Source organism: Ruegeria sp. YTSC003 (assembly GCF_059609785.1).
Genome location: NZ_JBXWMK010000002.1, coordinates 309,471 through 336,016, shown reverse-complemented (window position 1 = coordinate 336,016; position 26,546 = coordinate 309,471). Strand labels below are relative to the sequence as shown.

At 57.7% G+C, this 26,546-nt stretch carries 28 protein-coding genes; 14 read left to right on the top strand and 14 right to left on the bottom strand.

Annotated elements, in window-relative coordinates; translation table 11 throughout:
• Positions 1 to 46 precede the first annotated feature (46 nt).
• Positions 47 to 595, bottom strand: coding sequence for a peroxiredoxin (locus tag AC2FFH_RS05430; protein ID WP_496843922.1), 549 nt, complete (start codon positions 593 to 595; stop codon positions 47 to 49).
• Between the two features lie 263 nt (positions 596 to 858).
• Between AC2FFH_RS05430 and lipA the strand changes: the two genes are divergently transcribed.
• Both lipA and AC2FFH_RS05420 read left to right on the top strand, forming a co-directional pair.
• On the top strand, positions 859 to 1,809 hold the full coding sequence (lipA, locus tag AC2FFH_RS05425; protein ID WP_496722568.1) for a lipoyl synthase: 951 nt from the start codon (positions 859 to 861) through the stop codon (positions 1,807 to 1,809).
• A complete protein-coding gene (locus AC2FFH_RS05420) occupies positions 1,806 to 2,948 on the top strand; it encodes an amidohydrolase (protein WP_496765230.1) in 1,143 nt (380 codons plus the stop codon). The genes lipA and AC2FFH_RS05420 overlap by 4 nt, the downstream gene beginning before the upstream one ends.
• 4 nt (positions 2,949 to 2,952) lie before the next feature.
• Here the strand turns inward: AC2FFH_RS05420 and AC2FFH_RS05415 are convergent, their stop codons facing one another.
• The gene (locus AC2FFH_RS05415; protein WP_496765225.1) at positions 2,953 to 3,312 is read right to left on the bottom strand and encodes a hypothetical protein; all 360 of its coding nucleotides are present in this window, start codon (positions 3,310 to 3,312) and stop codon (positions 2,953 to 2,955) included.
• 131 nt (positions 3,313 to 3,443) lie between these two features.
• Positions 3,444 to 3,986: a hypoxanthine phosphoribosyltransferase gene (hpt, locus tag AC2FFH_RS05410; RefSeq protein WP_058271886.1), complete on the bottom strand. Its 543-nt coding sequence runs from the start codon at positions 3,984 to 3,986 to the stop codon at positions 3,444 to 3,446.
• A gap of 71 nt (positions 3,987 to 4,057) precedes the next feature.
• Here hpt and AC2FFH_RS05405 point away from each other — a divergent pair, with 71 nt between their 5' ends.
• Positions 4,058 to 4,504 (top strand): type II toxin-antitoxin system RatA family toxin, encoded by a 447-nt coding sequence (locus tag AC2FFH_RS05405; protein WP_496765222.1) that lies wholly within the window; start codon positions 4,058 to 4,060, stop codon positions 4,502 to 4,504.
• 37 nt (positions 4,505 to 4,541) lie between these two features.
• Complete coding sequence (locus AC2FFH_RS05400) at positions 4,542 to 5,837, top strand: MmgE/PrpD family protein (RefSeq protein ID WP_496843921.1); 1,296 nt, start codon at positions 4,542 to 4,544, stop codon at positions 5,835 to 5,837.
• Here the strand turns inward: AC2FFH_RS05400 and pyrC are convergent.
• Positions 5,834 to 6,871 carry a dihydroorotase gene (pyrC, locus tag AC2FFH_RS05395; protein WP_496776663.1) on the bottom strand — a complete coding sequence of 346 codons (1,038 nt, stop codon included), beginning with the start codon at positions 6,869 to 6,871 and terminating at the stop codon, positions 5,834 to 5,836. The two genes, AC2FFH_RS05400 and pyrC, sit on opposite strands and share 4 nt — an antisense overlap.
• 154 nt (positions 6,872 to 7,025) lie before the next feature.
• Between pyrC and AC2FFH_RS05390 the strand changes: the two genes are divergently transcribed.
• Complete coding sequence (locus tag AC2FFH_RS05390) at positions 7,026 to 7,934, top strand: AAA family ATPase (protein WP_496722580.1); 909 nt, start codon at positions 7,026 to 7,028, stop codon at positions 7,932 to 7,934.
• Positions 7,934 to 9,190 (top strand): vWA domain-containing protein, encoded by a 1,257-nt coding sequence (locus AC2FFH_RS05385; RefSeq protein ID WP_496704294.1) that lies wholly within the window; start codon positions 7,934 to 7,936, stop codon positions 9,188 to 9,190. Before AC2FFH_RS05390 ends, AC2FFH_RS05385 begins: the two co-directional genes overlap by 1 nt.
• A gap of 3 nt (positions 9,191 to 9,193) precedes the next feature.
• Here AC2FFH_RS05385 and AC2FFH_RS05380 read toward each other — a convergent pair whose 3' ends face one another.
• The gene (locus AC2FFH_RS05380) at positions 9,194 to 9,694 is read right to left on the bottom strand and encodes a hypothetical protein (RefSeq protein ID WP_254452874.1); all 501 of its coding nucleotides are present in this window, start codon (positions 9,692 to 9,694) and stop codon (positions 9,194 to 9,196) included.
• Between the two features lie 241 nt (positions 9,695 to 9,935).
• On the opposite strand from AC2FFH_RS05380, the gene AC2FFH_RS05375 reads away from it, so the two are divergent.
• The 5 genes from AC2FFH_RS05375 (at position 9,936) to AC2FFH_RS05355 (ending at position 15,865) form a co-directional block, all read left to right on the top strand.
• Positions 9,936 to 10,904, top strand: coding sequence for an XdhC family protein (locus AC2FFH_RS05375; RefSeq protein WP_496765211.1), 969 nt, complete (start codon positions 9,936 to 9,938; stop codon positions 10,902 to 10,904).
• The gene (locus AC2FFH_RS05370; protein ID WP_496765207.1) at positions 10,901 to 11,902 is read left to right on the top strand and encodes a molybdopterin-binding protein; all 1,002 of its coding nucleotides are present in this window, start codon (positions 10,901 to 10,903) and stop codon (positions 11,900 to 11,902) included. Before AC2FFH_RS05375 ends, AC2FFH_RS05370 begins: the two co-directional genes overlap by 4 nt.
• A 151-nt stretch (positions 11,903 to 12,053) precedes the next feature.
• Positions 12,054 to 12,539: a (2Fe-2S)-binding protein gene (locus AC2FFH_RS05365; protein WP_109311614.1), complete on the top strand. Its 486-nt coding sequence runs from the start codon at positions 12,054 to 12,056 to the stop codon at positions 12,537 to 12,539.
• Positions 12,540 to 12,618: 79 nt separating this feature from the next.
• Positions 12,619 to 14,979, top strand: coding sequence for a xanthine dehydrogenase family protein molybdopterin-binding subunit (locus tag AC2FFH_RS05360; RefSeq protein WP_496738600.1), 2,361 nt, complete (start codon positions 12,619 to 12,621; stop codon positions 14,977 to 14,979).
• Between the two features lie 94 nt (positions 14,980 to 15,073).
• Positions 15,074 to 15,865, top strand: coding sequence for an FAD binding domain-containing protein (locus tag AC2FFH_RS05355; RefSeq protein WP_496740001.1), 792 nt, complete (start codon positions 15,074 to 15,076; stop codon positions 15,863 to 15,865).
• Between the two features lie 47 nt (positions 15,866 to 15,912).
• Here the strand turns inward: AC2FFH_RS05355 and AC2FFH_RS05350 are convergent, their stop codons facing one another.
• Positions 15,913 to 16,812 carry a MurR/RpiR family transcriptional regulator gene (locus tag AC2FFH_RS05350; protein ID WP_496722597.1) on the bottom strand — a complete coding sequence of 300 codons (900 nt, stop codon included), beginning with the start codon at positions 16,810 to 16,812 and terminating at the stop codon, positions 15,913 to 15,915.
• A gap of 89 nt (positions 16,813 to 16,901) precedes the next feature.
• Between AC2FFH_RS05350 and AC2FFH_RS05345 the strand changes: the two genes are divergently transcribed.
• The gene (locus AC2FFH_RS05345) at positions 16,902 to 17,672 is read left to right on the top strand and encodes a beta-keto acid cleavage family enzyme (RefSeq protein WP_496843920.1); all 771 of its coding nucleotides are present in this window, start codon (positions 16,902 to 16,904) and stop codon (positions 17,670 to 17,672) included.
• Entirely contained in the window at positions 17,669 to 18,991 is a 1,323-nt protein-coding gene (locus AC2FFH_RS05340; protein WP_496843919.1) for an aspartate aminotransferase family protein, read from the top strand. The genes AC2FFH_RS05345 and AC2FFH_RS05340 overlap by 4 nt, the downstream gene beginning before the upstream one ends.
• 88 nt (positions 18,992 to 19,079) lie before the next feature.
• Here the strand turns inward: AC2FFH_RS05340 and infC are convergent, their stop codons facing one another.
• The 7 genes from infC to cobA form a co-directional block, all read right to left on the bottom strand.
• Positions 19,080 to 19,661: a translation initiation factor IF-3 gene (gene infC / locus AC2FFH_RS05335; RefSeq protein WP_186437359.1), complete on the bottom strand. Its 582-nt coding sequence runs from the start codon at positions 19,659 to 19,661 to the stop codon at positions 19,080 to 19,082.
• 128 nt (positions 19,662 to 19,789) lie between these two features.
• Entirely contained in the window at positions 19,790 to 20,623 is an 834-nt protein-coding gene (locus AC2FFH_RS05330; protein ID WP_113789088.1) for a ferredoxin--NADP reductase, read from the bottom strand.
• Positions 20,624 to 20,730: 107 nt separating this feature from the next.
• Positions 20,731 to 21,138, bottom strand: coding sequence for a DUF934 domain-containing protein (locus tag AC2FFH_RS05325; RefSeq protein ID WP_496739885.1), 408 nt, complete (start codon positions 21,136 to 21,138; stop codon positions 20,731 to 20,733).
• Positions 21,135 to 21,896: a phosphoadenylyl-sulfate reductase gene (locus tag AC2FFH_RS05320; RefSeq protein WP_496843918.1), complete on the bottom strand. Its 762-nt coding sequence runs from the start codon at positions 21,894 to 21,896 to the stop codon at positions 21,135 to 21,137. The genes AC2FFH_RS05325 and AC2FFH_RS05320 overlap by 4 nt, the downstream gene beginning before the upstream one ends.
• Positions 21,886 to 23,550 (bottom strand): nitrite/sulfite reductase, encoded by a 1,665-nt coding sequence (locus AC2FFH_RS05315; protein WP_496843917.1) that lies wholly within the window; start codon positions 23,548 to 23,550, stop codon positions 21,886 to 21,888. The genes AC2FFH_RS05320 and AC2FFH_RS05315 overlap by 11 nt, the downstream gene beginning before the upstream one ends.
• Before the next feature lie 68 nt (positions 23,551 to 23,618).
• Positions 23,619 to 23,933 (bottom strand): DUF2849 domain-containing protein, encoded by a 315-nt coding sequence (locus AC2FFH_RS05310; RefSeq protein ID WP_170557547.1) that lies wholly within the window; start codon positions 23,931 to 23,933, stop codon positions 23,619 to 23,621.
• The gene (gene cobA, locus AC2FFH_RS05305) at positions 23,933 to 24,709 is read right to left on the bottom strand and encodes a uroporphyrinogen-III C-methyltransferase (RefSeq protein ID WP_496843916.1); all 777 of its coding nucleotides are present in this window, start codon (positions 24,707 to 24,709) and stop codon (positions 23,933 to 23,935) included. The genes AC2FFH_RS05310 and cobA overlap by 1 nt, the downstream gene beginning before the upstream one ends.
• 143 nt (positions 24,710 to 24,852) lie before the next feature.
• Between cobA and AC2FFH_RS05300 the strand changes: the two genes are divergently transcribed.
• Positions 24,853 to 25,332: an Lrp/AsnC family transcriptional regulator gene (locus AC2FFH_RS05300; RefSeq protein ID WP_058271489.1), complete on the top strand. Its 480-nt coding sequence runs from the start codon at positions 24,853 to 24,855 to the stop codon at positions 25,330 to 25,332.
• Here AC2FFH_RS05300 and AC2FFH_RS05295 read toward each other — a convergent pair.
• On the bottom strand, positions 25,329 to 26,510 hold the full coding sequence (locus tag AC2FFH_RS05295; RefSeq protein WP_496844043.1) for a cytochrome P450: 1,182 nt from the start codon (positions 26,508 to 26,510) through the stop codon (positions 25,329 to 25,331). The two genes, AC2FFH_RS05300 and AC2FFH_RS05295, sit on opposite strands and share 4 nt — an antisense overlap.
• Positions 26,511 to 26,546 lie beyond the last annotated feature (36 nt).

Genomic DNA, 26,546 nt, shown 5'->3' with positions numbered 1-26,546 from the left:
AAAGGCCCGCCAGAGGCGAGCCCTTGATACGTCAGCCTGACAATTGTTATGCCAGTGCCGGTTCTTTGGCTTCTTCCAGGTGCTTCATCAGGGTTTCCGGGGACGAAACGCCATAGGGATCTTCTGGGCAGTTGTCCATCAGGCCGGGCTCTTCGAACCAGGCTTCGACCACACCATCGATTACGATGGCAGCGTAGCGCCACGAACGCATGCCAAATCCCAGGTTTTCCTTGTCGACCAGCATGCCCATTTTGCGGGTAAATTCGCCTGAACCGTCAGGGATAACTTTGACGTTTTTAAGGCCCTGATCCTGCGCCCATTTGTTCATGACAAAGCTGTCATTCACAGACATGCAGTAGATTTCATCGATGCCCTTGGCAGTGAAATCGGCATAGCCGTTTTCGAAACCGGGCAGTTGGTAGGTCGAGCATGTGGGCGTAAACGCACCGGGCAGGGAAAACAGGATGACGCGCTTGCCTGCGAAGTAATCAGCGGTTGTTTTGTCTTCCCAACGGAACGGGTTGGGTCCTCCGATTGCTTCATCCCGAACGCGGGTATGGAAGGTAACGGAAGGCAGTTTTGCGCCGGTTTTCATCTACGGGCTCCTGTGATTCACATTAGAATTAGTGGTGACTTAAAACAGTTCTAAACCGCCTTCAACGCCAGAAATGCTGCAATTGCGATATAACTTTAGGTAGCTGTAAACGAGGGTTAATCTGCCTAGAGTGTTTGAAGTGCCGGGCTATTTTCTGCGAGTGCAAACGTACCGTGCATGGCGGGTATACCCGGGTGGCATAGTCTGCGCGTGCGTATTATGTTAGGGCAAAGCAAATTGACCCAAAGTCAGGAAAGCCAGCCGTGCGTGATCTGAAGATCCCAGAACAACGTCATCCCGAAAAAGCGCATCGTCCAGACAATGCGCAGCCCAAAAAGCCCAAGTGGATACGCGTCAAGGCACCCGGCGGTAAGGGTTATGCTGAGACGCACAAGATCATGCGCGAAAACAATCTGGTCACTGTCTGTGAAGAGGCCGGATGCCCAAATGTCGGCGAATGCTGGAGCCAGGGCCACGCCACCATGATGATCATGGGCGAGATTTGTACCCGCGGTTGCACGTTCTGCAACATCGCGACAGGCCGCCCTGATGATCTGGATGTTTTTGAACCGGGTCGTGTGGCCCACGCAGTCGAAAAATTGGGCCTGAACCACGTCGTGATCACGTCGGTTGACCGCGATGACCTGAAGGACGGAGGTGCCGACCATTTCGCGCAGACGATACGCGCGGTGCGGCATCGGTCGCCTAAGACGACGATTGAAATCTTGACGCCAGATTTCCTGAAATGTGATTCTTCCGTTCTTGAGACCGTCGTCGAGGCCAAGCCGGATGTGTTCAACCACAATCTAGAAACCGTACCCGGCCTGTACCTCGAAGTGCGTCCCGGTGCGCGTTATTTCCACTCGTTGCGGCTGTTGCAGCGCGTCAAAGAGCTGGACCCGTCGATCTTTACTAAATCAGGAATCATGGTCGGCTTGGGTGAGAACGAGCAAGAAGTCCGGCAAGTCATGGATGACATGCGCGCTGCCGATATCGACTTTCTAACCATCGGTCAGTATCTGCAGCCCACGCCCAAACACCATGGTGTGGATCGGTTCGTGACGCCGGAAGAGTTCGCATCCTATGAAAAGGCAGCTTATGGCAAAGGGTTCCTGATGGTGTCTGCGACACCACTGACCCGGTCGTCCTATCACGCGGGCGATGACTTTGCCCGGTTGCGTGAGGCTCGCCAGAAAAAGCTGGAACAGGGGTGACACCCGAAGCGCACGCGCGGCTGACACGCCTGCGCCACAACCTGCACCAATATCCCGAACTTTCCGGGCAGGAGCACGATACCGCTGCCCGCATGACAGAGCTGTTGCAGGGATTCGGTGCGGACCATGTGCTTACCGGACTGGGGGGGCACGGTGTTGCCGCGGTTTTTGACAGTGGGCAAGCTGGACCGACCGTGGGTATCCGGTGCGAGTTGGACGGACTGCCGATTCAAGAACTTGGCACGCACCCCTATGTGTCGAAGGTTCCGGGCAAAGGGCATTTGTGCGGCCATGATGGGCACATGACGATGGTGCTTGGCGTTGCCGAAGACCTGGGGCGACAGCGACCTAATAAGGGTCGGGTGGTTCTGATCTTTCAACCGGCTGAGGAAACCGGGCAGGGCGCCATCGCCTTTCGCACGGACCCCCAATTCGCGCAGATCGCGCCGGACTACGTGTTCTCTCTGCACAATCTGCCGGGATTGGAACTTGGCGCCGTTGAGTTATGTCAGGGTTCGGCTAACTGCGCCTCGCGCGGGATGAAGATAATCCTGACCGGCAAGACATCCCATGCGGCTGCGCCTCAGGATGGGAATTCCCCGGCTCGGGCAATGTCTGAATTGATGTTGCAACTGGCAGGTTTGGGCGCAGGCGGCGCGTTGGACGCTGATTTTGCGCTGACAACGGTGACGCATGCCCGTTTGGGAGAGCCGACTTTCGGCGTCGCTCCGGGGCAGGCCGAGATCTGGGTAACCTTGCGCACTGTTTCAGACGCCCGGATGCAAACGCTGATCACCGAGGCCGAGGCGCTGGCGCGCCGCGCTGCATCCACCGACAGTCTGGGTTTTGAGATCACCTATGACGATGTCTTCGAGGCCTGCGTCAATCACAGTGACGCGGTGAGCATCATCGCAACAGCCTGCGCCGAGCGTGGAGTGCCGTGCCATTCAACAAAGACGCCGCAAAAGTTCTCAGAAGACTTCGGGCAATTCGGCAAAGCCGCGAAAACGGCCATGTTCTGGCTGGGGTCGGGGCAGGATCATCCGCAATTGCATAACCCTGACTATGATTTCCCAGACGCACTTATCCCGGTAGGAGTAGACGTATTTGTTGCCGCAATTCGATCACTTAATGGCTGAAACTTCAGTTTACGAGATCGCTCACTATTCCAACGGCATCAATGACTGTCTTAGTGTCATCTGATATCGACAGGATTTCGTCATCCACGCGAATATATCGCTGACCGGCGGGTAGGGGCTTCAACTTCCAGCTGTCCAGGTCATCAAGATAATCAAAATTCAGATCGTTAGGGAGTTTCTGACCTCGCGTATAACGCTTGATCTGTCCGGGCGGTACACCAACGCCATTATTGGTCTTTATCGACTTTTCGATTTTCGACTTGTCTGGGCCTTTCCCTTTGCCCTTGTTGTCTTTTGCGTCCGCAAGACCAACCGTTGCGGCGACGGCGCAAGTCGCCAGAAGCCCAATAGACATTACTTTCATAAGCAGAATCCTCCCAAGATGGTCGGAGGGTAATCTGTTGTTGAGGGCGTTGTCCAATGGTATTCAATTAAGTGAATGAAAGGGTGCGCAGCTACTTTGACTATTGGAATCTGGGTTTGTTTTTGCCCCTCTCAGTCTTCGACAAATCGAACCTTACCAATAAACGGCAGGTTGCGATTGCGCTGCGCGTAGTCGATCCCGTAACCCACAACGAATTCGTCCGGAATTTCAAAGCCGATCCAATCGGAACGGAAATCGACCTCGCGCCGGCTGGGTTTGTCCAGCAAGGCAATGGACTTAAGTCGGCTTGGCTTGCGGCTGCGCAACAGTTTTGTGACGTGGTTCAGCGTGTGGCCGGTGTCGACAATATCCTCAACAGCCAAAACATCGCGCCCTTCAATCGCGCCGCGTAAGTCTTTGAGAATACGTACTTCCCGGCTGCTTTCCATCGCGTCTCCATACGAGGATACTTCGAGGAAATCGACTTCGATCGGCAGGTCCAGCTCGCGCACCAGATCCGCGATGAAGACGAAACTGCCGCGCAGCAGGCCGACCACGATCAGCTTGTCGGTATCTCCGAATTCTGCCGTGATTTCGCGGCATAATTCCTCGATTCGGGCTGCAATCGCCTTGGCCGAGATCATCGTATCTATCACATATGCGCGGTCGCTCATCGCTGCCCCCTTGATCTTTGGCGCGCAACATACGACATGACGCGCCATTGTCACCTGAAAAACCGGACGCCATGCCTACTCATTCGGAAACACGCCACCTTCTTTACACTGCGCAGCAGATGTACGAGCTGGTCGCCGATGTGGCCAAGTACCCCGAGTTTCTGCCGTGGTGCGCAGCTGCCCGCATTCGTCGGACCTATGCGGCGGGTGAGGCGCAAGTCATGGAAGCAGATCTGGTGATCTCGTTCAAAGTGTTCCGCGAACGGTTCGGCAGCCGGGTAACACTGTTTGCCGATCAGAAAAGAATCGACACTGAATATCTGGACGGTCCTTTCAAATACATGAAATCCGACTGGCAATTCGCTGACGCCGACGATGGCGGATGCAACATCACGTTCCACGTGGATTTCGAATTCAAGAACGCGATCCTTCAGGGGATCATCGGCGTGGTCTTCAACGAGGCTATGCATCGGATCGTTCAGGCCTTTGAGACCCGCGCGAAGGACTTGTACAGCTAGGTCTTTACCCCGGGTTGGCGGTCGCTAGACTGCGCCCATGACCGATTTTACCACATCACTGGCAGCCTTCGCGGCGGGGCCAATCACGACGACTTTGCAGACGCGGGTCGTTACGTCTCTTTCTGTTTTGGACTGGATTGCTGTCGGGCGTGCCGGAGTTGATGAACCTGTTTCGCGGACAGTGCGCGACCTTGTGCTTGGCGAAGGGGGTGCGGAACAAGCGCGCCTTTTTGGTGGAGGTGGGGCACCCCTGCGCGGTGCTGCATTGGTAAACGGAACCGTGTCGCATGCCCTGGATTATGACGACACGCATTTTGCCCATATCGGGCATCCATCCGTTGCCGTCCTTCCGGCGGCGCTGGCCATAAGCGAGTGGGACGACCGTATTCTGGTCGATTTCCTTGAGGCAGCCTTGGTTGGGATGGAGACGTCCATTCGGATCGGCGTCTGGCTGGGGCGCGAACACTATCAGGCGGGCTTTCACCAGACAGCAACGTCTGGCGCATTTGGTGCGGCTGTCGCTGCAGGGCGCATACTGGGGTTCGACGTCGAACAGATGCGCAAAGTTCTGGGCCTGACAGCGACTCGGGCTGCCGGTCTAAAGGCGCAATTCGGAACGATGGGAAAACCTTATAACGCGGGTCTTGCTGCCTCTGCCGGGGTTGAGGCAGCTTTGTTGGTGGCATCGGGATTCGATCCCAATTCAGACGCGTTGGAAGGGTCCTATGGATTTGGCGCGACACATAAAGGACAGTCTCACATTGCGGCCTCATTGGATGGGCTGGGCGCGGAATGGCTTTTTGAAGGCGTCAGTCACAAGTTTCATGCGTGTTGTCACGGTTTGCACGCAGCACTTGAGGCCGCGCGCGACCTGGATATCGCCGAACCGGAAGTCGCCGAGATCAAGATCAAGACGCATCCAAGGTGGATGAGCGTCTGCAACCAGACATCCCCGACAACTGGCCTCGGTGCCAAGTTCTCTTATCGGACGGTGATTGCGATGCAGGCGCTTGGCTATGATACGGCCCTGCCGGGCAGCTATTCGGACAAGATATGCGCCGACCCGCGGCTAGTATCCTTGCGGGACCGAGTCTCTGTCGAAGCGGATGAAAGTTTGTCGGAAACGCAGGCGCAGCTGACCTTGTTGCGCCGGGATGGGGCAAGGCGCGAGGCCACGCATGACCTGTTGGCCCCGATGACGCTGTCGGACCGTGAGGACCGGGTGCGAGGCAAAGCCAACAAGCTGATCGGAACAGATGACGCGGACGCGATCTGGTCGATGCTGCGCACCGGAGGCCGCGCCCGCGATTTGTCTGCGTTGCTGGAGGGTTAAGTCACGCGCCAGTGTAGCGGGAAACCCGGTTCAAACACTGTGACCGGACCATCTTCGCAGTCGATCTTGTCCGGGTATTCGACCGGTTCGCCTTTGGTCAGGGTGATGGTTTCCTCATTCACCGGAAGGCGATAGAAGGCCGGGCCGTTCAAAGACACAAAGCCTTCCAGCTTGTCCAAAGCGCCCTCGCGGTCAAACATCTCGGCCACCAGTGACATTGTATTGGTCGCCGTGAAACATCCCGCACACCCGCAGGCCATTTCCTTGTTGGCGTCGGTGTGGGGTGCGCTGTCAGTACCCAGGAAATAACGCGCATCGCCAGAGGTTGCAGCTGCCAGCAGAGCCAATCGATGTTCTTCGCGCTTGGCAACGGGCAAGCAATAGTAATGCGGCTTGATTCCACCCACGAGGATATGGTTGCGGTTGATGATCAGGTGGTGCGCTGTGATCGTTGCACCCAGATCCATGTCATTGGATTTGACGTAGTCAACGCCGTTCGCGGTCGTGATGTGCTCCATCACCACGCGCAGGCCGGGTGTGGCCTTGCGGATCGGATCCAGAACACGGACGATGAACACAGCTTCGCGGTCGAAGATGTCGATCTCGGCGTCGGTGACCTCACCATGTACGCACAAGGGCAGGCCGATCTCGGCCATCTTTTCCAGCACCGGACGCACTTTGTCGAAGTCCTGCACGCCCGAGGCAGAGTTGGTTGTTGCGCCCGCCGGGTACAGTTTGACCGCTTTGACCAAACCGCTGGCATGGGCTGCTGCCATATCATCGGGGTCCGTATCCTCGGTCAGGTACAGCGTCATCAACGGGTCGAACGTCATGCCTTCGGGTAGCGCAGCCAATATGCGGTCGCGATAGGCGGCGGCCTGATCGCCGCGTACGACGGGCGGTACAAGGTTCGGCATAATGATCGCGCGGGCAAAATGACGCGCGGTTTCGGGCAGGACGGCCTGCAACATCGCGCCATCGCGCAGGTGCAGATGCCAGTCGTCGGGGCGGCGGATCGTGAGGGTATCGGTCATGGCCTTCCGCTAGCACAGCGGACCCGGCGGTGAAAGACCTTCAATTCGGTCCCAGACCTTGTCAACTTGTGCGATCGTCGTAAGTCCCGGAAAGAACACAGCCTTGACGCGCGCGAGCGCCCATGACCTGTTGTGCCAAGGGAGAGATCGAAACATGACACAGCCAGATTCCATCGACGCCGTTCAATCCACGCTGGGCGCGCAAGGTTATGTCTGCGGGCGCGCGCTGGCGACGGTGGTGTTTCTGTCCCTGAAACTGGGCCGACCACTGTTTCTGGAAGGTGAGGCCGGGGTGGGCAAGACTGAGATCGCCAAGGCCCTTGCCGCCGGACTGAATCGTCGCCTGATCAGGTTGCAATGCTACGAAGGTCTGGATGCCTCTTCCGCTGTTTACGAATGGAATTTTCCGGCGCAGATGGTGGCGATCCGCACGGCCGAAGCCTCGGGCGGGGCGGATCGGGGCACATTGCAGACCGAGCTATTCTCGGACGAGTACCTGATTGAACGCCCGCTGCTGCAGGCAATGCGCCCGGACGAACATGGTGCGCCGGTCCTGCTGATCGACGAACTTGATCGCACGGACGAACCGTTCGAGGCCTTCTTGCTTGAGGCGCTCAGCGATTTTCAGGTCACGATTCCTGAACTGGGCACGGTCAAAGCACCGGAGCCGCCCATCGTGATCGTCACCTCGAACCGCACACGCGAAGTGCATGATGCACTAAAACGACGCTGCCTCTATCATTGGGTCGACTACCCCGATTTCGACCGAGAGATCGAAATCCTGCACGCGCGCGCGCCGGAAGCTGCCGAAGCGCTTAGTCGTGAGGTCGTGGCCTTTGTTCAGCATCTACGCACCGAAGACTTGTTCAAGAAACCGGGTGTGGCGGAGACGATTGATTGGGCCAAATGCCTGCTTGCGCTGGACGTCATCAACCTTAGCCCCGAAGTAATCGGTGATACCTTGGGTGCGATCTTGAAATATCAGGACGACATCCAGAAATTGCAGGGGTCCGAGGCCAAACGAATACTGGATCAAGCCAAAGCGTCGCTGGAACCAGCCTGATGGCTGAACAGCTTCCGATCGACATTCCTGACAACCCCAAGCTGGCGCAGAACATCACTCATTTTGCGCGGGCGTTGCGTAAAGCCGGGTTGCCGATCGGAACTGGGCGCGTTGTTGACGCCATTCGCGCGGTACAAGCGGCGGGGTTCACGGAAAAACAGGATTTCTATTGGACACTGCACGCCTGTTTTGTGAACCGCCCGGAACACCGCACTGTATTTGCGCAGGTCTTTCGCCTCTATTGGCGTGACCCCCGATATCTTGAACACATGATGTCGATGATGCTGCCGGCCATCCGTGGCGTACAGGAAGAACGCAAGGCTGACGCGGCCGAAAAGCGCGCGGCCGAGGCGTTGTTGGACGGGGTCGAACGTGATCTGCCCGAGGTGGCTGAGCAGGAAGAGGAGACTGAGTTAGAGATCGACGCCTCGCAAACGGCGTCCTCCGAGGAACGCCTGCGCAGTCTGGACTTTGAGCAGATGAGCACCGCCGAGATCGCGCAAGCCAAGCGCATGCTGTCGCGGCTTGCTCTGCCGGTAAAGCCGATAGAATCCAGACGTGGTCAGTCCAGCCATTTGGGCCATCGTATCGATCGGGCGCGAACGCTGCGCGCGGCGATGCGGCAGGGGGGAGAGTTGCGCGACATTGCCAAGCTCAAGCCCAAGCCGCGATGGCCCAACCTTGTTGTACTCTGCGATATTTCGGGGTCAATGAGCCAATACAGTCGGGTCGTTCTGCATTTCCTTCATGCCGTTTCGAATGCCAAAGGGGCGGGCTGGGCCAAGGTTCATGCGTTTACGTTCGGGACGCGCCTGACCAACATCACTCGCCATCTTCAGCAGCGCGACGTAGATGCCGCGCTGGCCGCCGCCGGGGCCGAGGCGCAGGATTGGGAAGGGGGGACGCGGATTGGCGAGTGTCTGCATGCGTTCAACCGCGATTGGTCGCGGCGGGTCATGGGGCAGGGTGCTGTGGTCCTATTGATCTCGGACGGGCTGGATCGCGGAGACCCCGAGGCGTTGGGTAAAGAGGTGGAGCGTCTGCACCTGTCCGCGCGCCGTCTGATCTGGTTGAATCCATTGCTGCGGTGGGATGGGTTCGCGCCCAAAGCGCAAGGCGTCGCAGCAATGCTGCCGCATGTGGACAGCTTCCGTGCTGGTCACTCGATCGCGTCGTTGGAAGATCTGGCCAATGTCATCTCAAAACCCGATGACGTGGGTGAGAAAGCGCGGTTGTTGTCCGCGCTTTCCGACTGAGTATCAGCTCAGCTGTTCTTCGTTACACTTGCGGGCCATTTCCATGGCTTTGTAAGTACCGGTCAGATCAACGGTGAAGGCAAATTCCTTTTCCGGGAACACAACCATAACCTTTTGCTTGGCGAGGTCATCGGCGAATTGGGGATCGTCAGACAGGACGTACCCACCAGAGTAACCCTTGGTGATGTTGCCCTTCATACCGGTTGCTTCACCAACATAGATATTGTCGCCCAGCAGGACCGCGACAGCTTCTTTTTCACCGCGCTTGATGTCGGTCTTGGCCTTGGTGAAGACGCCGACATATCCGACGCTACGGTCTTCGGTCAGACCCATCTGAACGACATTTTCGGCGTCGTCTACAGCTTCGATCAGGCAGGATTTCTTGTCTTCGTCGATAAAGACTTTCCAACCTTCAACTTCGCCGTAACGCAGGAAAGTGTCCGCGGATGCAACGCTTGCGGTGAACAGGCCAAATGCCATTCCGAGTGTAATAATGCGTTTCAACTCTCTGTCTCCGTTGTGAAAAATTAATATGCGCATACTGGAATGCAGCAGCTATGCATGTAGGCTAGAATCTGGTTCAGGTGCAATCAATGATTAGTCGTTGGCGTGCTGATCTGGGCTTGTATACGCCGATTCAGGTCGTTGCGTAAGTGAGTGGGGAACATTCGATATTGGTCTTAAGGCTCACTTTTCATTGCGCCAAACCTGCCTATGTTGGATCAGAACAGGCCGGGAGGGTGCAATGGACAGATTCGACAACAGCCCAGAGACGGCTCTTAAATGGCATGACGAAGGTCATCCAACCGCGCTGGCCACGGTGGTTGAAACCTGGGGCAGCGCGCCGCGCCGTGTCGGGGCTCAGTTGGTGATTGCTGCAGATGGTCGCATCGAAGGCTCGGTGTCCGGTGGCTGTGTCGAAGGGGCGGTCATCGTCGAAGCGCTTGAAGCGATGGACGAGGGTGAGGCACGTCTGTTGGAATTTGGCGTCAGCGACGAAGATGCCTTTGCTGTGGGTCTGGCCTGTGGCGGAACGATCCGTGTTTTAGTGGAACCTATCGGTTCGGTCCTGCCAGAATCCATGTTGCGAGATCTGGTCAAAGCCCGCGCTCAGCGGGAACCGGTGGCCTATGAAGTTAATACCGAAACCGGTCATCGGGCTTTGCGGCGGAAAGCCTATTCAGACCGAATGCGCAAGGACCGATCAGGTTTTGAGGAGGACGGACAGACATTTGTTGCGGTCCACAACCCTCCGCTGCGATTGATAATTGTGGGAGCAGTGCACATTGCGCAGGCGCTGGTTCCGATGGCCCGGATCGCAGGATATGATCCGGCCATCATCGACCCGCGCGATGCCTTTGCCTCTGGTGCCCGTTTCCCGGGCGAAACCATCCTGACTGATTGGCCGGACGAGGCGGTGGCCAAGCTGGGTATGGACACGCGAACCGCTGTTGTCTTGCTGACGCATGACCCCAAATTGGACGACCCGGCTTTGGAATCCGCCTTGAAGGCGGGCGTGTTTTTTATCGGGGCTCTGGGGTCCACGCGTACGCATGCCAAACGAGTTGCTCGCATGAAAGAGGCGGGTTTTTCGGACGAACAGATTGCCCAGATCCACGGACCTATTGGATTGGATATCGGCGCGGCGGATCCGTCCGAGATCGCGGTGGCCATCCTCGCCCAGATGACGGCCGTGCTGCGGGGCAAGGCGTGAAATTCGGTCCCGTTCCTGTCGCTGAGGCCACCGGCGCGATCCTTGCACACTCCGTCCAGGTGCAGGATGCCAAGTTGCGCAAAGGATTGCTACTGACGTCCGAACATGGCGCTCAGCTGGGTGCAGCTGGATATGATGAGGTCACGGTTGCGCAGCTTGAGCCCGGCGATTGCCACGAAGACGAGGCTGCTGAAATGTTGGCCGCAGCGCTTGCGCCTGATCCAGACGCTGCCGGTTTACGGGTAACGCAGCCGTTTACCGGGCGCGTGAACTTGCTGGCCGACGGGCCAGGTGTTGTCGAATTGGACGTCGCGGCCCTGCAGGAGTTCAACTGCGTCAACCCGATGATCACCGTAGCGACGGTGCCGCAATATCAACAGATGGGCCCGGGCGGGATGGTCGCCACGATCAAGGTGATATCCTATGCCGTTCCAAAGGATGACGTCGTGCAGGCCGCTGGTCTGGCCAGGGCTTCGATTCGTCTGATGGCACCGGTCCATAAAACGGCAGGGCTGATCGTCACGGATATTCCCGGAGGTCCCCCCAACGAAAAGGGTATTGCAGCCATTCGTGGCCGGGTGGAAACCCTTGGCATGGACCTCAGCGATGTACGGATCGTTCCACACAAAGCCGAACCGCTTTCGCAGGCTATTTCAGAGGCTGCCGGTGACATTGTGATGATCCTGACCGGCTCTGCCACATCTGATGTTTTTGATGTTGCACCTCAGGCCGTGCGGGCGGCTGGCGGTCAGGTGGACAGGTTCGGCATGCCAGTCGACCCCGGCAATCTGCTGTTTCTTGGAACACTCGGCCCAAGGCCGGTAATCGGATTGCCCGGGTGCGCCCGTTCGCCTGCATTGAACGGTGCGGATTGGGTCCTGTCGCGGGTTGCTTGCGGGATAGAAACAACCGGCGCGGACATTGCTGGGATGGGGGTTGGCGGGTTGTTGAAAGAAATCCCGACGCGGCCGCAACCACGTGCGTCGCGCAAAAGGTGATGTAGCAATTTAGCTTTTCTTCTTAGGCGGCTGAGATGGAAAAGACGACCCCTACGAACGTCGGATATTGGCGCTAAATATTTTTGTTCTCAAACAAATTTTCCCGTGTTTAACTCGGCGATAGCGATAAAAGCCAATAGGGGAGGATCTTATGACCAAGGTCTCAATGACCGTGAACGGTAAGACCGTGAGCGGTGAGGTGGAAGGTCGGACGCTGTTGTCCGGTTTTTTACGCGAGAATCTCAATCTCACTGGCACTCATGTGGGTTGCGATACAGCGCAATGTGGCGCGTGTGTTGTCCATGTGAACGGCGAGGCGGTGAAGTCCTGCAATATGCTGGCACTTGAGGCAGACGGGGCTGATGTGGGCACGATCGAAGGCCAGGCTAACCAGGATGGCTCGCTGAACGTGATTCAGCAGGCATTTCAGGACCATCACGGCTTGCAATGCGGTTTCTGCACACCGGGAATGGTCATGAGTGCTGCAGCACTGCTGAAGGAAAACCCGCGCCCGACCGAAGCCGAGGTGCGCAAGTATCTGGAAGGCAACCTGTGCCGTTGCACCGGCTACCACAACATTGTCAAGGCGATCATGGCCGCATCTGGTCAGGACGTCAGCAGCATCGCTGCCGAATGATGCCGCTACGGGCGTCCGATGAAGCGCCCGTGGGAAGACATAGGATGCACAGCATCCGTTTATGGGAGGAGAACAAGCAATGCCCAAAGACAGTGGCATCGGAGCCAGTTCCAAGCGGCGCGAAGACGTACGCTTTCTGACCGGAGCGGGCAATTATACCGACGACATCAACGTACATGGCCAGGCCTATGTACATTTCCTACGGTCCGACATCGCGCATGGACGGATCCAAAGTATCGACACCTCTGCAGCTGAAGGCATGCCGGGCGTGGTGAAGGTTTTCACCGGCAAGGATTTCGAAGGCGTGGGCGGGATGCCCTGCGGTTGGGAAGTGACCGACAAGCACGGCGCACCTATGCAGGAACCGCCGCACCCTATTTTGGCACAAGGCAAGGTGCGCCATGTGGGCGACCCGATTGCGGCCGTTGTGGCCGACAGTCTCGAACAGGCCCGTGATGCGGCCGAGGCGATCGATCTGGATATCGAAGAACTGCCGGCTGTCATGAACATGAAAGCTGCTGCTCAGGATGGGTCGACGCTGGTTCACGACGATCTGAAAAACAACATCTGCTATGACTGGCAATTGGGTGAGACGGACGACGCCAAGGTCGATGAGGTCTTTGCCAATGCAGCTCACGTAACGACGCTGGATCTGGTCAACAACCGCCTGGTCGCAAACCCGATGGAACCGCGTGTGGCGGTGGGTGAGTACAAGCGTGGTACGGACGAATACACGCTATTTACCACGTCGCAAAACCCGCATGTGATCCGCCTGCTGATGTGTGCTTTTGTTCTGGGCCTGCCCGAACATAAAGTGCGCGTGGTGGCCCCGGACGTGGGCGGCGGTTTTGGCACCAAGATATTCCACTATGCGGAAGAAGCGTTCTGCACCTTTGCCGCCAAGGCCTGCAATCGCCCGGTCAAGTGGACCTCAAGCAGGTCCGAGGCGTTCATGTCCGATGCCCATGGCCGCGACCATGTCAGCAAGATCGAGTTGGCGCTGGATGCAGACAACAACTTCATCGGCCTGCGCACCAACACCTATGCGAACCTTGGTGCGTATCTGTCGACCTTCTCTAGCTCAGTTCCGACCTGGCTGCACGGCACGCTGATGGCAGGCAACTACAAGACGCCGGTCATTCAGGTGAATGTGAAGGCGATGTTCACCAACACGGTGCCGGTGGACGCCTATCGCGGCGCTGGACGCCCAGAGGCGACCTACCAGCTGGAGCGTGTCGTTGACAAAGCTGCACGCGAGTTGGGTGTTGATCCGATTGCCCTGCGCCGTCAGAACTTTATCACTCAGTTCCCCTATGACACTCCGGTCGCACTGACTTATGACACCGGGGATTACAACGGGACGATGGACAAGCTTGAGGTCGCTGCCGATCTGGCGGGTTTCGCCGCGCGTCGGGCCGAAAGCGAAGCCAATGGCAAGCTGCGTGGTCTGGGCATCAACTGCTATATTGAGGCCTGCGGTATCGCGCCTTCGAACATCGTCGGGATGCTGGGGGCCCGCGCGGGTCTGTATGATGCCGCAACTGTTCGGGTGAACGCCACCGGTTCGATCAGCGTCATGGTGGGCGCACACAGCCACGGGCAGGGGCACGAGACGGCCTTTCCGCAAGTCGTAGCCGACATGATCGGTATCGACGAGTCGATGGTCGAGATCGTTCATGGTGACACCTCCAAGATCCCGTTTGGTATGGGCACATACGGTTCGCGTTCGCTGGCCGTTTGTGGTTCGGCCATGGTCAAGGCGACGGAAAAGGTGATCGAGAAAGCGAAGAAGATCGCGGCCCACCTTTTGGAAGCGTCCGAGGCCGATATCGAGCTTAAGGACGGTCAGTTCAGCGTCGCGGGCACGGACAAATCGGTGGCCTGGGGTGATGTGACCCTGACGGCTTATGTTCCGCACAACTATCCGCTGGAAGTTGAGCCAGGGTTGGAGGAGACCGCGTTTTACGACCCGGCCAACTTTACTTACCCCGCCGGTGCATATGCGTGCGAGGTCGAGGTTGACCCCGAGACCGGTCAGGTGACCATCGAGGCCTTCACTGCCGCTGACGACTTTGGCAACATAGTCAACCCGATGATCGTCGACGGTCAGGTTCATGGCGGTATCGGTCAGGGTATTGGTCAGGCGCTGCTGGAAAACTGTGCCTATGACGAAAACGGTCAGTTGCTGAGCGCGTCTTTCATGGATTATGCGATGCCGCGCGCGGATGACGTACCTTTCTATGGTGTCGATCATTCCAGCCAGACGCCCTGTACGCATAACCCGTTAGGTGTGAAGGGCTGCGGCGAAGCCGGTGCAATTGGCTCGCCGCCGGCGGTGGTCAATGCGGTGTTGGATGCGCTGAACTCGGGCGGCAAGGCGGTCGATCACATCGATATGCCGGTGAGCCCGTCCCGCGTCTGGGCGGCGATGAACAGCTGATTGGTTGGGTGGGCTGGGGGCTCTGCCCCCAGACCCCCGGAATATTTATAGCCAGATGAAGGGCGGATCCGCGCCTTTCGGAAAGGAAAGCGAAATGTACAATTTCGAGTTTGAAAAGCCCTCGACAATTGCGGATGCTGTTTCGGCATTGGGAGGCGAGGATGCACAGGCGTTGGGGGGTGGCCAAACGTTGATCCCAACGCTGAAACAACGATTGGCAGCACCGTCTACACTGGTGTCGCTGGGTGGGATACCCGACATACAGGGCGTTTGCATCGAGGATGACGGGTCTGTGGCCATTGGTGGCGCAACAACCCACGCAACGGTGGCGTCAGAGGCCGCCGGCAGCTATCCGGCTCTGGCCGCGCTGGCTGGACAGATCGGCGATCCAGCGGTGCGTAATCGAGGTACAATCGGTGGCTCGCTGGCCAACAATGATCCGGCCGCTTGCTATCCGGCGGGCGCTTTAGGATCAGGTGCGACGATCATCACCAATACGCGCCAAATCGCGGCGGATGATTTCTTCGAGGGCATGTTCAGTACAGCCCTGGAGGAAGGTGAGATCATCACCACGGTCAATTTTCCGGTGCCACAAGCGGCCAGCTACCAGAAATTCCTGCAACCCGCATCGCGATTTGCACTAGTCGGAGTGTATCTGGCGCGTTTCGCGGACGGTGTTCGCGTTGCGGTAACAGGTGCCAGTGAGGATGGTGTGTTCCGCTGGTCCGAGGCCGAGGAAGCACTGAACAAGGAGTTTCGGCAGGATGCCTTGACCGGGCTGAGCATCAATCCCGCGAATATGATTGCCGATTTGCACGGCAGTAAGGCGTATCGCGCGCATCTGGTCAGCGTGATGACCAAGAGGGCCATTGAAGCCTGCATGTAAGCTCAAAACTGTCAAAAAAGCCCCGGACCTTATGGCCGGGGCTTTTTTTATTTCCGTCTTATTCTGGGCGGCTGGGATGGTTGCCAGTATGCGCCTGTGTCTTCTCGGGACTTTTGGTAATTGTCCACGCGATTGCGCGCGACGTCTCCGCCTGCTTGAAATAGGTGACCCAGTAGGCATTCCAGAACCGCCATGGCCCCAGCATAGTTCGAGAAGTGGTGCAGAGATCGCGTGCTGACGGGGAAAACCACGTCCGGCTCGATCCCGGGTGCGATCACTTCGCTGTCGGCAATCAGGATGAGCGGCACATTCATGCGTCGCGCCAATCGCATTGATTGGATGGTGTCGGCGGAATAAGGGTGAACGGTGATTGCAATCAGGCAATCGTTGGGGCTTGCGTCCAACAGATCATCTGCCGCGGACCCCATGTGGCGCGGAATAAGTTGCAGACCGGGGTGTGCCATGCGTCCCGCATATGAAAAATAGTAAGACAAGGCGTAGCTGGCCCGGGTGGCGGTGACAAAGCACCTGTCAGCAGACGTCATAATTTCAACGGCGCGCTTGACGCGTTCAGGGTTCATTAACCTCAGGGATCGCATAACGACGTTCTGTGCATTCTGGGCGAATTTTGCCTGGGCAGCGCTGAATGAATCACCGTCTTGCATGTCGGCAAGCCAACTTTGACTCAAATGATCCTCACCATCTGTGACCAACGCATCGCGGAACGGAGCGCGCAGGCTGTCGAAGCGGTCATATCCCATCCGGTCCGCCAGTCGGACCAGAACGTTCGAGCTGACGCCGATCTTTGCTGCGGTTTCCCGAATTGAGTCCAGCCCGAAATCTCCGGGATGGTCGAGGATGTATTTTGCCGCCATCTGCAATCCGGGAGGCAACTGGTCAATCTGCTGTCGCAGAGCTTCGGTAAGCTGGCTCAAAGACTTGGTCATCCGTGAAAGAAAACAAATGTTATGAAAGATGTAAATTGAAAACGCGCCTAAGGTCCTTAACTGGGTTAATAGTCTAAAAGGGTACTCTTATGTCCAAAACACTGCCGCAATCGCATACGCCCTATGTTCTGGTGGCGCCGAACGGTGCCCGCAGGCGGCATGCGGATCACGCTCAGCTTCCGGTGTCTGTGCAGGAGATCGTATCGACTTCGCAAAGCTGCTTTCGGGCCGGTGCAGATGGAATTCACCTGCATGTGCGCGATGATCAGGGGCAGCATTCTCTGGATGCCGGGCGTTATCTTGAGACGATGGCAGAGTTGCGTCGTGCCGTGCCAGAGATGGATGTCCAGATCACGACCGAGGCAGCGGGTATCTTTGATGTCCCGGCCCAATTGCACTGTTTGCAAAATGTAAAGCCGAAATGGGCTTCGATCTCGGTCCGGGAAATCGCGCGCACGCCAGACCTCGCAAATAGTGTTTATGGTCTCTGTGCCGAGCAGGGAACGCGCGTTCAGCATATTCTCTATGACGATGCAGATGCTGCGCTTTTGGCAGATTGGCAGGCTCGCGGTATTGTCCGTGATGGGCAGACTGATCGTCTGCTGGTTCTGGGGCGGTATAATGCGGGGCAGGAATCCGCACCAGAAGACCTTGATCACTTTTCGCAAACCCACTCCAGTTGGATGGTCTGTGCATTCGGAAAGCAGGAACATGCTTGCCTAAAAACGGCTGCGGACCGTGGCGGGGATGTGCGGGTTGGATTTGAAAATAGCTTGACCGACCAGGATGGAAGTACCTGGGCGAACAACGCAGCGTCGGTTTCGGCACTGGTCGCGGCTTTGAAAGGACCTCAGCAATGAGCCACGTTTTTCCTCGTCATACCAAATCGAACCTGCCGGTCGCCGTTAGTGGCGACGGGTGTTACCTGATCGACGATCAGGGGCAGCGCTATCTGGATTGTGGTGACGCTGCGGTGTCATGCCTTGGGCATTCGAACCCGGCGGTTATTGAGGCCGTGCAGCGGCAGGTCGAACAGATCGCTTTTGCACATACCGGATTCATGACATCCGAACCTGCTGAGGCGTTGGCCGATCTGTTGGTGGAACACGCGCCTGATGGTCTGGACCGTGTGTATTTCGTCTCAGGCGGGTCCGAGGCGACCGAGGCGGCGATGAAACTCGCGCGGCAGTACTTTCTTGAAATTGGCCAGCCCGAGCGTCGCCGGGTGATCGCTCGGCGGCAGAGCTATCACGGGAACACTTTGGGCGCGTTGTCGGCTGGAGGTAACGAATGGCGACGCGCGCAGTTTGCTCCGATGCTGATCGAGATGACACATATCGCGCCCTGTTTCGAATACGCTGAAAAGGCGGATGCCGAGAGCAGCTTTGACTACGGCCAGCGCGTCGCGAATGAGTTGGAGGCCGAGATCCTTCGCTTGGGTCCTAAAACGGTTATGGCGTTCATGGCGGAACCCGTTGTGGGCGCAACGCTGGGCGCGGTTCCTGCTGTTGAGGGGTATTTCCAGCGTATTCGCCAGATCTGTGACCAATATGGCGTTCTGTTGATTCTTGATGAAGTCATGTGTGGCATGGGGCGGACCGGACATTTGTTTGCCTGCGATCATGATGGGATTGCGCCGGACATTCTGTGCATCGCCAAAGGGTTGGGCGCTGGTTACCAACCGATTGGCGCGATGATGTGCACCGGGAAAATCTATGATGCAATTCGCGACGGGTCCGGGTTCTTTCAACATGGTCACACCTATATCGGTCACCCGGTTGCGACGGCAGCGGCCCTGGCTGTTGTCACCGAACTTACCACGCGCGCGTTGCCCGCGCGCGCCGGTGTCATGGGCGAGAAGCTGCAAGCGGCGTTGCAGGCCGAATTCGGACAGCATCCGAATGTCGGTGATATCCGTGGCAGGGGGCTGTTTCGAGGGCTGGAGCTGGTGGCTGATCGCGAAACAAAAACACCGTTTGATCCGGCTCATGGCGTAGCAGGCAAAATCAAGAAAGCCGCGCTGGCTGAGGGGCTGATCTGCTATCCCATGTCCGGTACACGGGATGGGCGTCTTGGGGATCATGTCCTGCTGGCCCCGCCATTCATCATTGAAGACGCGCAAATAGACGAGCTTGTGGGCAAACTTGGTCGGGCGATCTCGACCTCGATCCCCGGCTGAAGCGCCGCGTGGCCTGTACCTAAAAACCAACAAAAAAACCCTGTCAGAGCGGATCTGACAGGGTTTCGAATTCGATATGCACAGGGGCTTATTTCTGTGGCAGCGGACCGATCAGCATGATCATCTGACGGCCTTCCATCTTCGGCATGTTTTCGACCTTGCCGATGTCTTTGGTGTCGGCCGCAACACGTTCCAAAAGTTCACGACCCAGATTTTGGTGCGCCATTTCACGGCCGCGGAAACGCAGGGTCACTTTGACCTTGTCCCCGTTTTCAAGAAACTTGAATACGTTCCGCATTTTTACGTCGTAATCATGAGTGTCAGTGTTGGGTCGGAATTTGACCTCTTTGATCTCAATGATCTTCTGTTTTTTGCGGGCTTCGGCTTCGCGTTTCTGCGTCTCGTATTTGAACTTACCAAAGTCCATGATCTTGCAGACCGGCGGGTTTGCGTTGGGCGAAATTTCGACCAGATCAAGACCGGCATCAACTGCCATCTGCATGGCTTTGGCGGGATGAACCACCCCGACATTTTCACCTTCAGCGCCAATCAGACGGATTTCGGGGGCACGGATCTTATCATTGACGCGGGGGCCGGTGTCTCTTTGCGGCGGCGCGTTGTGAGGTCTGCGGGCTATGGGTTCATTCCTTTGATGATTGCAGAATTTCAAGGCCGGAATTTAGACTGGCCTGCACGCCGATTCAAGCGGCATAAGTGCAGGCCAGGCCGAAAAAACCGGGTTTTGTTATAGGTTTTTCGCCAGTCCGGGGCCAAATGCCCCGGAACCGGTGCATCGAGTTAACCAACAAAGGCTTTTTCGATGACAAACTCCTTGGGTTCGGAATTGGCACCTTCGCGCAGGTCGAACTCTTCCAGAATCTTTTTGATGTCCAGGTTGAAGGCCAACGACCCACAGACCATAGCCCGGTCGGTTTCCGGCTTGATGCCGCCCTCGATGCCCAGATCAGCAAAAACCGTGCCGTCTTTCAGCAACTCAGTGATGCGACCCATCTTGGGGCTCTCTTCCCGTGTCGTGGTCGGGTAGTAGCGAATCTTGTCGGCAAAGCCTTCGCCCATCAGTTCGGCCAGCATTTCGTCCTGACGAATGCTTTCGATCAACTGACGGCCATATTCCAATTCACCCACTTCGCGGCAGGTATGGGTGATGATGACTTCGTCGTAATCCTCATAGGTCTGCGGCTCGCGCAGCAACGAGGCGAAGGGCGCAAAACCTGTTCCGGTGGCAAAGAACCACAGGCGTTTTCCAGGCAGCAGGGCGTCGTGGACCAGCGTGCCAACGGGCTTGGGCCGCAGGATGATCTGATCACCCGGTTTGATGTGCTGCAGTTTCGATGTCAGCGGACCGTCCTGCACCTTGATCGAGTAGAACTCCAGCTCTTCATCCCACGAAGGCGAGGCGATGGAATACGCGCGCAGCAAAGGCTTGCCGTTGTCGCCCAGCAGGCCGATCATCACGAACTCGCCCGAGCGGAAGCGCAGCGAGGCGGGACGCGAGACCTTGAAAGAAAACAGGCTGTCGGTCCAATGTTTGACATCTGTTACGGTCTGGGCGTCCGGAAGGACGGGTGCCTTGACGGCGGTTGCTTCGGTCACGGGTTTCATCTCTGTCATCGTTTCACTATCGGCTGGGTAAACCGACATCTCCGTTTAATCTTTGATTCAAGTCAGGAAAAGGGGCTAAATGCCCCTTTGAAGTCACAAGCTGGCGATTGGCGGGGTTAGCCGCGCAGGCGGGCCTGATAGCTATGATCTTTCCAATTGGCGCGGGCTAGCCATTGATCTTCGGGCTGGCGATTGGCCAGTGCGTCGTCGATTTCGACCTCATCGAACCCGCTGCGGCGCGCCATGGCGTATTGGTCGGCCAGAACGTGGCCCCTGGCCCGCAGGCGACCTGTGAAACCCTTCAGGCGCAGCACGCGCGCGATGGTAAAGCCGCGGCCATCCGCCGAAGAGGGGAAGTCCACGCGGACCATGCGGGCGCTGCCCAGGCGGTCAACCAGTTCATCAGGATCAGCGTCCGAGGCCACGTCCAGCGCAACGACATCATTGGCCGCGTCTTCCAGCGTGACAAAGCCATCTGTCCAGTCGTCGGGGGCGAACCCCTCATCCGTTACGATTACATTCATGTTTTCTCTCCAGCGCGCACCATCTTGCCGTCGACAAAATGGATGCCGCATTCTTCTTTGTTCTGATCGCGCCAGCGTCCGGCGCGGGGGTCTTCGCCTTCTTTGACCGGCGAGGTGCAGGGCGCACAACCGATCGAAGGGTAACCTTTGGCCACCAGCGGATGCCGGGGCAGGTTGTTTTCATCCATATAGGCGCGCACGTCTTCCGGCGCCCAATGGGCCAGCGGGTTTACCTTGATCCGACCGGTGCCGTCTTCGACCTCAAAGAAGTCAAGCGCGGCGCGTGTGCCAGACTGGAACCGCTTCCGACCCGAGATCCAGCCGTCATAGCCCGCCAAAGCACGCTGCAGCGGGAAGGTTTTGCGCAGGTTGCAGCAGGCATCCGTGTCGCTCAGGCGCAAGGCGCGGTATGGGTCTTCGCGCTGAACATCCTCATCATCTGCGCGGATGATGTGGACGTTCTTCAGGCCAAGCCGATCTGATACGTCCTGCTGATATTCCAGCGTTTCGGTGAACAACATCTGCGTGTCCACAAACAGGACCGGCGTGGCTTTGTCGACCACGGCTGCCATGTGCAACAACACCACCGATTCCGCCCCAAAGCTGGAGACCAAAGCAAGCTCTTCGATTGCCTCCAACGCGCCATGCATGACGTCATGGGCACTGTGGTGGCGGAACTGGGTGTTCAACGCTTCGACCTTTTCGGTCAGCTCAGCGCGGTCAGCCCCCAGTTCCGTCTGGATCAGGTCAAGCGGCATTCGCTCGCGCCTCGGGGTAGAGGGCTGCCTTGAACGGTGCCATGCCTACGCGGCGATAGGTTTCAAGGAATGTCTCTTCGGCGCTGTCACGCTGTTCCAGATAGGTTTCGACGATGCGTTCGACGGCAGGCACGATCTCATCATAGGCAAAGCCCGGGCCGGTGCGGTCACCAACGGCCGCAGTTTCAGTCGCGTCACCACCCAGAGTGATCTGGTAGTTCTCGACGCCTGCGCGATCCAGACCCAGGATACCGATGTGCCCCACGTGGTGGTGACCACATGCGTTGATGCAGCCCGAGATCTTGATCTTCAGGTGACCGATATCATGCTCAAGCTTCAGATCATCGAAACGGGTCGCGATTTCCTGTGCAACCGGGATTGAACGGGCCGTTGCCAGCGCGCAGTAATCCATGCCGGGGCAGGCGATGATGTCGCTGATCAGGCCGATATTGGCGGTTGCCAACTCATGCTCTTTCAGACGATCGTGGATCGCAGGCAGGTCCGACTTGTGGACATGCGGCAGGATCACGTTCTGCTCGTGGCTGATACGCAGTTCGTCATAGGCGAACTCTTCGGCCAGATCGGCCATCACGCGCATCTGCTCGGCGGTCGCGTCACCCGGCGTCTGACCGTGCTTCTTGATCGAGATCGTGACGATCGCGTGGTCCGCGTTCTTGTGCGGTGCGATGTTGGTGTCGACCCACGACCGGAAGACCGGATCATTGGTATAGGCGCTTTCAAACGACGCAACCGAGGCTTCACGGAAGGTTGGCGGGGCAAAGTGGCCCTTGATCTCTTCCAGCAGATTCATGTCCGCGCCTTTGAACTGCGGGCGAACTTTCAGGAAGCGTTCGTTAACCTTGGCGCGGATCGCGTCGATGCCATGCTCATGCACGGTGATCTTGATGCGAGCTTTGTACTTGTTGTCGCGGCGGCCGATCTGGTTCCACACGGAAACAGTGGCTTCCAGATAAGCCAACAGGTCGTCAAAGGCGACGAATTCGGACAGTTCTTTACCGATCATCGGCGTACGGCCCAGGCCACCACCCACGATAACGCGGGCACCCAGTACGCCATCACGCTCGACCAGTTGCAGGCCGATGTCATGCGCCTTGATCACGGCACGGTCGTTTTCCGAGCCGGTGATGGCGATCTTGAACTTACGCGGCATGAACTGGAATTCCGGGTGGTCGGTCGACCACTGGCGCAGCAGTTCGGCATAGGGGCGCGGGTCGGCGACCTCATCCGCGGCGGCACCGGCGAAATGGTCGGCGGTCACGTTGCGGATTGTATTGCCCGAGGTCTGAATGGCGTGCATGCCAACCTCAGCCAGCGCGTCCAGCATGTCTGGCACGTCGTTCAGTTTCGGCCAGTTGTACTGGATGTTCTGACGGGTGGTGAAATGGCCGTAGCCCTTGTCCCACTTCTCGGCCAGCAGGGCCAGTTGACGCATCTGCGCGCTGGAGAGCGTGCCATATGGAATGGCAACCCGCAGCATATAGGCATGCAATTGCAGGTACAGGCCGTTCATCAGGCGCAGGGGTTTGAATTCATCCTCGGTGAGCGAGCCGTCAATGCGGCGCTCGACCTGCGCGCGGAACTGCGCGTTACGTTCTGCCAAAAATGCTGTGTCGAACTCGGAGTAGCGATACATGATTAGCTGTCCTTAGTTGCAGCCCCGAACCTTGGGGCCTTGAGTAGGGGAGAGAGACGGGCCAGAGGTCAGGCCCGGGGCTGCGGGGAAGTTTCCTGTTTGCCGTGGGCATAGTTGGACGGACCAGTGCGGCGGAAGTCTTCCCGGAAATGGGTGGGCTCGGGGCCGTTGTCGCCGGCGACGGCATCGGCAAGATAAGCACCAACGATCTTGCTGGCCTGACGTGTTGCATCCAGCAGGCGGACCTGCGCGTGGGCTTCGTCGGTTATCAGTTCGGCCTCGGACAATTCGCGCGACCAGCGATCGTCTTCGGTCAAATAGATGACGTCACCTTCCAACAGGTCGTTGGCGGTCACCACTTTGGGGGTAAAAGCGCGGGCCATCAGGCGTGCTCCTTCTTGAAATCGGTCAGGGCCACGGCCGCCTGGCGCGGGGCGAGGCCATAAAATGTCAGGGTAGGGCCGTCCATTTCGGCGGCGTTCAAATCGGTGGGCAACTGGTCCAGAGTCGTTTCCAGAATGCGCTGATCGGGGCGCGTAGCGTTTTCAATCAACGTCACCGGCGTTTGGCGATCAGCACCGTGCATGATCAGGCGGCCCTGAATAAAACGAGCGGACTTTTTGCCCATGTAAATCGCAGCCACCGAACCGGTGCGCGCCAACGCGGTCCAGTCGTGATCCGCAAACCCTTTCATGTCGTGGCCGGTCAGAAAACGGACCGAAGAATTGCGTCCACGCCGTGTCAGGCTTTGACCGATTCCGGCAACCGCTGCCGACGCAGCCGTGATGCCCGGAACGATCCGCCACGAGATACCAGCAGCCTCAACCGCCTCGATCTCTTCATCCAGACGTCCAAACACGGTCGGGTCGCCGGACTTCAGGCGCACGACGCGCCGACCTTTCAGGGCGTGATCGACCAGCAGGGCGTCAATGTCTTCCTGTTTCCACGATGGGCCGAAACCGGCCTTGCCGACATCGACCAGTTGGGCGGTCTTTCCGGCCAAGGCCAGGACCTCATCACTGATGAGGCGATCATGCAGAACAACATCCGCGCGCTCGAAGGCTTTCAGCGCCTTGAGCGTCAGCAATTCCGGATCGCCCGGACCCGCGCCGACAAAGTCGACATGTCCTGTGCCATCATATGATTGCGTAAGCTGCATTTCTTGTCCCGAGTGTGGTTTGACTTGCCTTGCAATATAGGAAATATTCCCGCCAATGCGCCATATAGGCGAACAAATAAGGACAAATGTTCCGCGCCAACGGCAAAGCGGGACATTGGTTTCGAAACGAAGGGAAATTTGGAATGTCGGTGCGGATTGATGATACGGATCGGAAAATTCTGGTCGAGCTGCAGCGGGACGCCAGTCAATCGCTGGACGAAATAGCCGCTCGTGTTGGCAGTTCCAAGACCCCGGTCTGGAATCGGATACGCAAACTGAAAGGGGCCGGAGTGATCGGTCAACAGACCGTTTTGCTGGACGCCGAAGCGCTGGGATTTGAAGCTACGTTTTTTGTTCTGATCCGAACGTCGGAACATGAGGCTGACTGGCAGCATAAATTCCTGAAAGCTCTGCGGGACAGGCCCGAAGTGCAAGAGGCGCATCGGCTGGCCGGCGACATCGACTATATCCTGAAGGTGCGGGTCAAGAACGCGCGTGCCTATGACGAATTCTATCAGGCGCTGATTTCAGAAGTGCGCGTTCACAACGTGACTGCCTTGCTGTCGATGGAAGAAATCAAGTCCACCACCATGTTGCCTTTGAAAGCGCTGATCGAAAGCTAGGTCTGCACCATCAGTTTGGTCAGCCCGTGAAAATGGTAGGTATTCGAGTACTCGGGCTCGGCGCTCAGGCGCAGGTTCGGATATCTGTCGAACAGCGTGGACAGTGCGATGCGCATTTCCATCCGTGCCAGAGGGGCGCCAACGCAAAAGTGCAGGCCGCCACCGAAACTGGTGTTCGTGACGATGGCGCGGGTGGGATCGAACCTGTCCGGGTCGCTCCAGACCGCAGAATCCCGGTTCGCAGCGCCCAGTAGTAGCGCGACCTCATCACCACGTTTGAAACTGTACCCAAATGCGTCGATGTCTTCATAGGCATAGCGAGTGAACATGTGCAGCGGCGGGTCAAAGCGTAAAATCTCTTCTACCGTGCGGTCGATGCTGTCCGGCGTAAAGTATTGCGGTCCTATGCCATTTTGCAAAACGGTTTTCACACCGTTTCCAAGTGAATGCACGGTCGCTTCGTGCCCGGCATTCAAAAGCAGAATGCAGGTGGCGACCAGTTCTTCGCGTGACAGCTTTTCGCCATCCTCTTCGGCCACGATCAACCGTGTGATCAGATCGTCCTGCGGATCGCTGCGGCGCTGCTCGATGTAGTCGATCAGAAAGTCGGAGAATTCCTGGGATGAGGCGGCGGCAGCGGTCTCAGTCTCGGGCGTACGGCTGGCTTGATACATTGCCACCATATCATGTGACCAGCGTAATAGGCTGGGTGACATATCCTCGGGCACGCCCAAGAGGCGGCAGATCGTGATGACCGGAACTTGGGTGCAAAAGGTAGAGAGCAAATCGAACGGCTGGTCGGGAAATGCGTCTATCAAAGAATGGGTTAGGTCGTGGATCGAAGGTTCCAGCGCCGCAATAGCACGCGACGTGAATGCCCGCATCACCAACGCACGCAGGCGCGTGTGTCTTGGCGGTTCGGCTTCCATTAACGAATGCGCCTCGACCGCCAACCAAGGGGCAAGATGCGCCGGACCTGGGGTTTGCATTTCTTCGGGTACTTCCCGACCAAAGCGGCGATCTTTCAGCAGGGCCGAGACCGCCCGCTGGGATACTGCGGCGACCTTCCCATATTCCTGCCAATAGATCAGATCACCGCTCGCGCGTGCCTGATCATAGAACGGGTAGGGGTTCTGCACGAATTCCGGATCGACCGGAGTTTGAAATACCGTCTTCATGCGGCGCAGACTTGCCATGCGGCGCGCCGAATGCAA

Bases quoted from the DNA above. Each gene is read 5' to 3' on its own strand.
- AC2FFH_RS05330 (WP_113789088.1), bottom strand. From the start codon at position 20,623: ATGACAGAGATGAAACCCGTGACCGAAGCAACCGCCGTCAAGGCACCC.
- AC2FFH_RS05350 (WP_496722597.1), bottom strand. From the start codon at position 16,812: ATGACCAAGTCTTTGAGCCAGCTTACCGAAGCTCTGCGACAGCAGATT.
- AC2FFH_RS05315 (WP_496843917.1), bottom strand. From the start codon at position 23,550: ATGTATCGCTACTCCGAGTTCGACACAGCATTTTTGGCAGAACGTAAC.
- AC2FFH_RS05320 (WP_496843918.1), bottom strand. From the start codon at position 21,896: ATGCCGCTTGACCTGATCCAGACGGAACTGGGGGCTGACCGCGCTGAG.
- cobA (WP_496843916.1), bottom strand. From the start codon at position 24,709: ATGCAGCTTACGCAATCATATGATGGCACAGGACATGTCGACTTTGTC.
- pyrC (WP_496776663.1), bottom strand. From the start codon at position 6,871: ATGACCGATACCCTCACGATCCGCCGCCCCGACGACTGGCATCTGCAC.
- AC2FFH_RS05415 (WP_496765225.1), bottom strand. From the start codon at position 3,312: ATGAAAGTAATGTCTATTGGGCTTCTGGCGACTTGCGCCGTCGCCGCA.
- AC2FFH_RS05325 (WP_496739885.1), bottom strand. From the start codon at position 21,138: ATGAATGTAATCGTAACGGATGAGGGGTTCGCCCCCGACGACTGGACA.
- AC2FFH_RS05360 (WP_496738600.1), top strand. From the start codon at position 12,619: ATGCCCAAAGACAGTGGCATCGGAGCCAGTTCCAAGCGGCGCGAAGAC.
- AC2FFH_RS05375 (WP_496765211.1), top strand. From the start codon at position 9,936: ATGGACAGATTCGACAACAGCCCAGAGACGGCTCTTAAATGGCATGAC.
- AC2FFH_RS05310 (WP_170557547.1), bottom strand. From the start codon at position 23,933: ATGGCCCGCGCTTTTACCCCCAAAGTGGTGACCGCCAACGACCTGTTG.
- AC2FFH_RS05405 (WP_496765222.1), top strand. From the start codon at position 4,058: ATGCCTACTCATTCGGAAACACGCCACCTTCTTTACACTGCGCAGCAG.
- AC2FFH_RS05340 (WP_496843919.1), top strand. From the start codon at position 17,669: ATGAGCCACGTTTTTCCTCGTCATACCAAATCGAACCTGCCGGTCGCC.
- AC2FFH_RS05345 (WP_496843920.1), top strand. From the start codon at position 16,902: ATGTCCAAAACACTGCCGCAATCGCATACGCCCTATGTTCTGGTGGCG.
- AC2FFH_RS05300 (WP_058271489.1), top strand. From the start codon at position 24,853: ATGTCGGTGCGGATTGATGATACGGATCGGAAAATTCTGGTCGAGCTG.
- AC2FFH_RS05400 (WP_496843921.1), top strand. From the start codon at position 4,542: ATGACCGATTTTACCACATCACTGGCAGCCTTCGCGGCGGGGCCAATC.
- hpt (WP_058271886.1), bottom strand. From the start codon at position 3,986: ATGAGCGACCGCGCATATGTGATAGATACGATGATCTCGGCCAAGGCG.
- AC2FFH_RS05295 (WP_496844043.1), bottom strand. From the start codon at position 26,510: ATGAAGACGGTATTTCAAACTCCGGTCGATCCGGAATTCGTGCAGAAC.
- AC2FFH_RS05390 (WP_496722580.1), top strand. From the start codon at position 7,026: ATGACACAGCCAGATTCCATCGACGCCGTTCAATCCACGCTGGGCGCG.
- AC2FFH_RS05385 (WP_496704294.1), top strand. From the start codon at position 7,934: ATGGCTGAACAGCTTCCGATCGACATTCCTGACAACCCCAAGCTGGCG.
- AC2FFH_RS05365 (WP_109311614.1), top strand. From the start codon at position 12,054: ATGACCAAGGTCTCAATGACCGTGAACGGTAAGACCGTGAGCGGTGAG.
- AC2FFH_RS05430 (WP_496843922.1), bottom strand. From the start codon at position 595: ATGAAAACCGGCGCAAAACTGCCTTCCGTTACCTTCCATACCCGCGTT.
- AC2FFH_RS05355 (WP_496740001.1), top strand. From the start codon at position 15,074: ATGTACAATTTCGAGTTTGAAAAGCCCTCGACAATTGCGGATGCTGTT.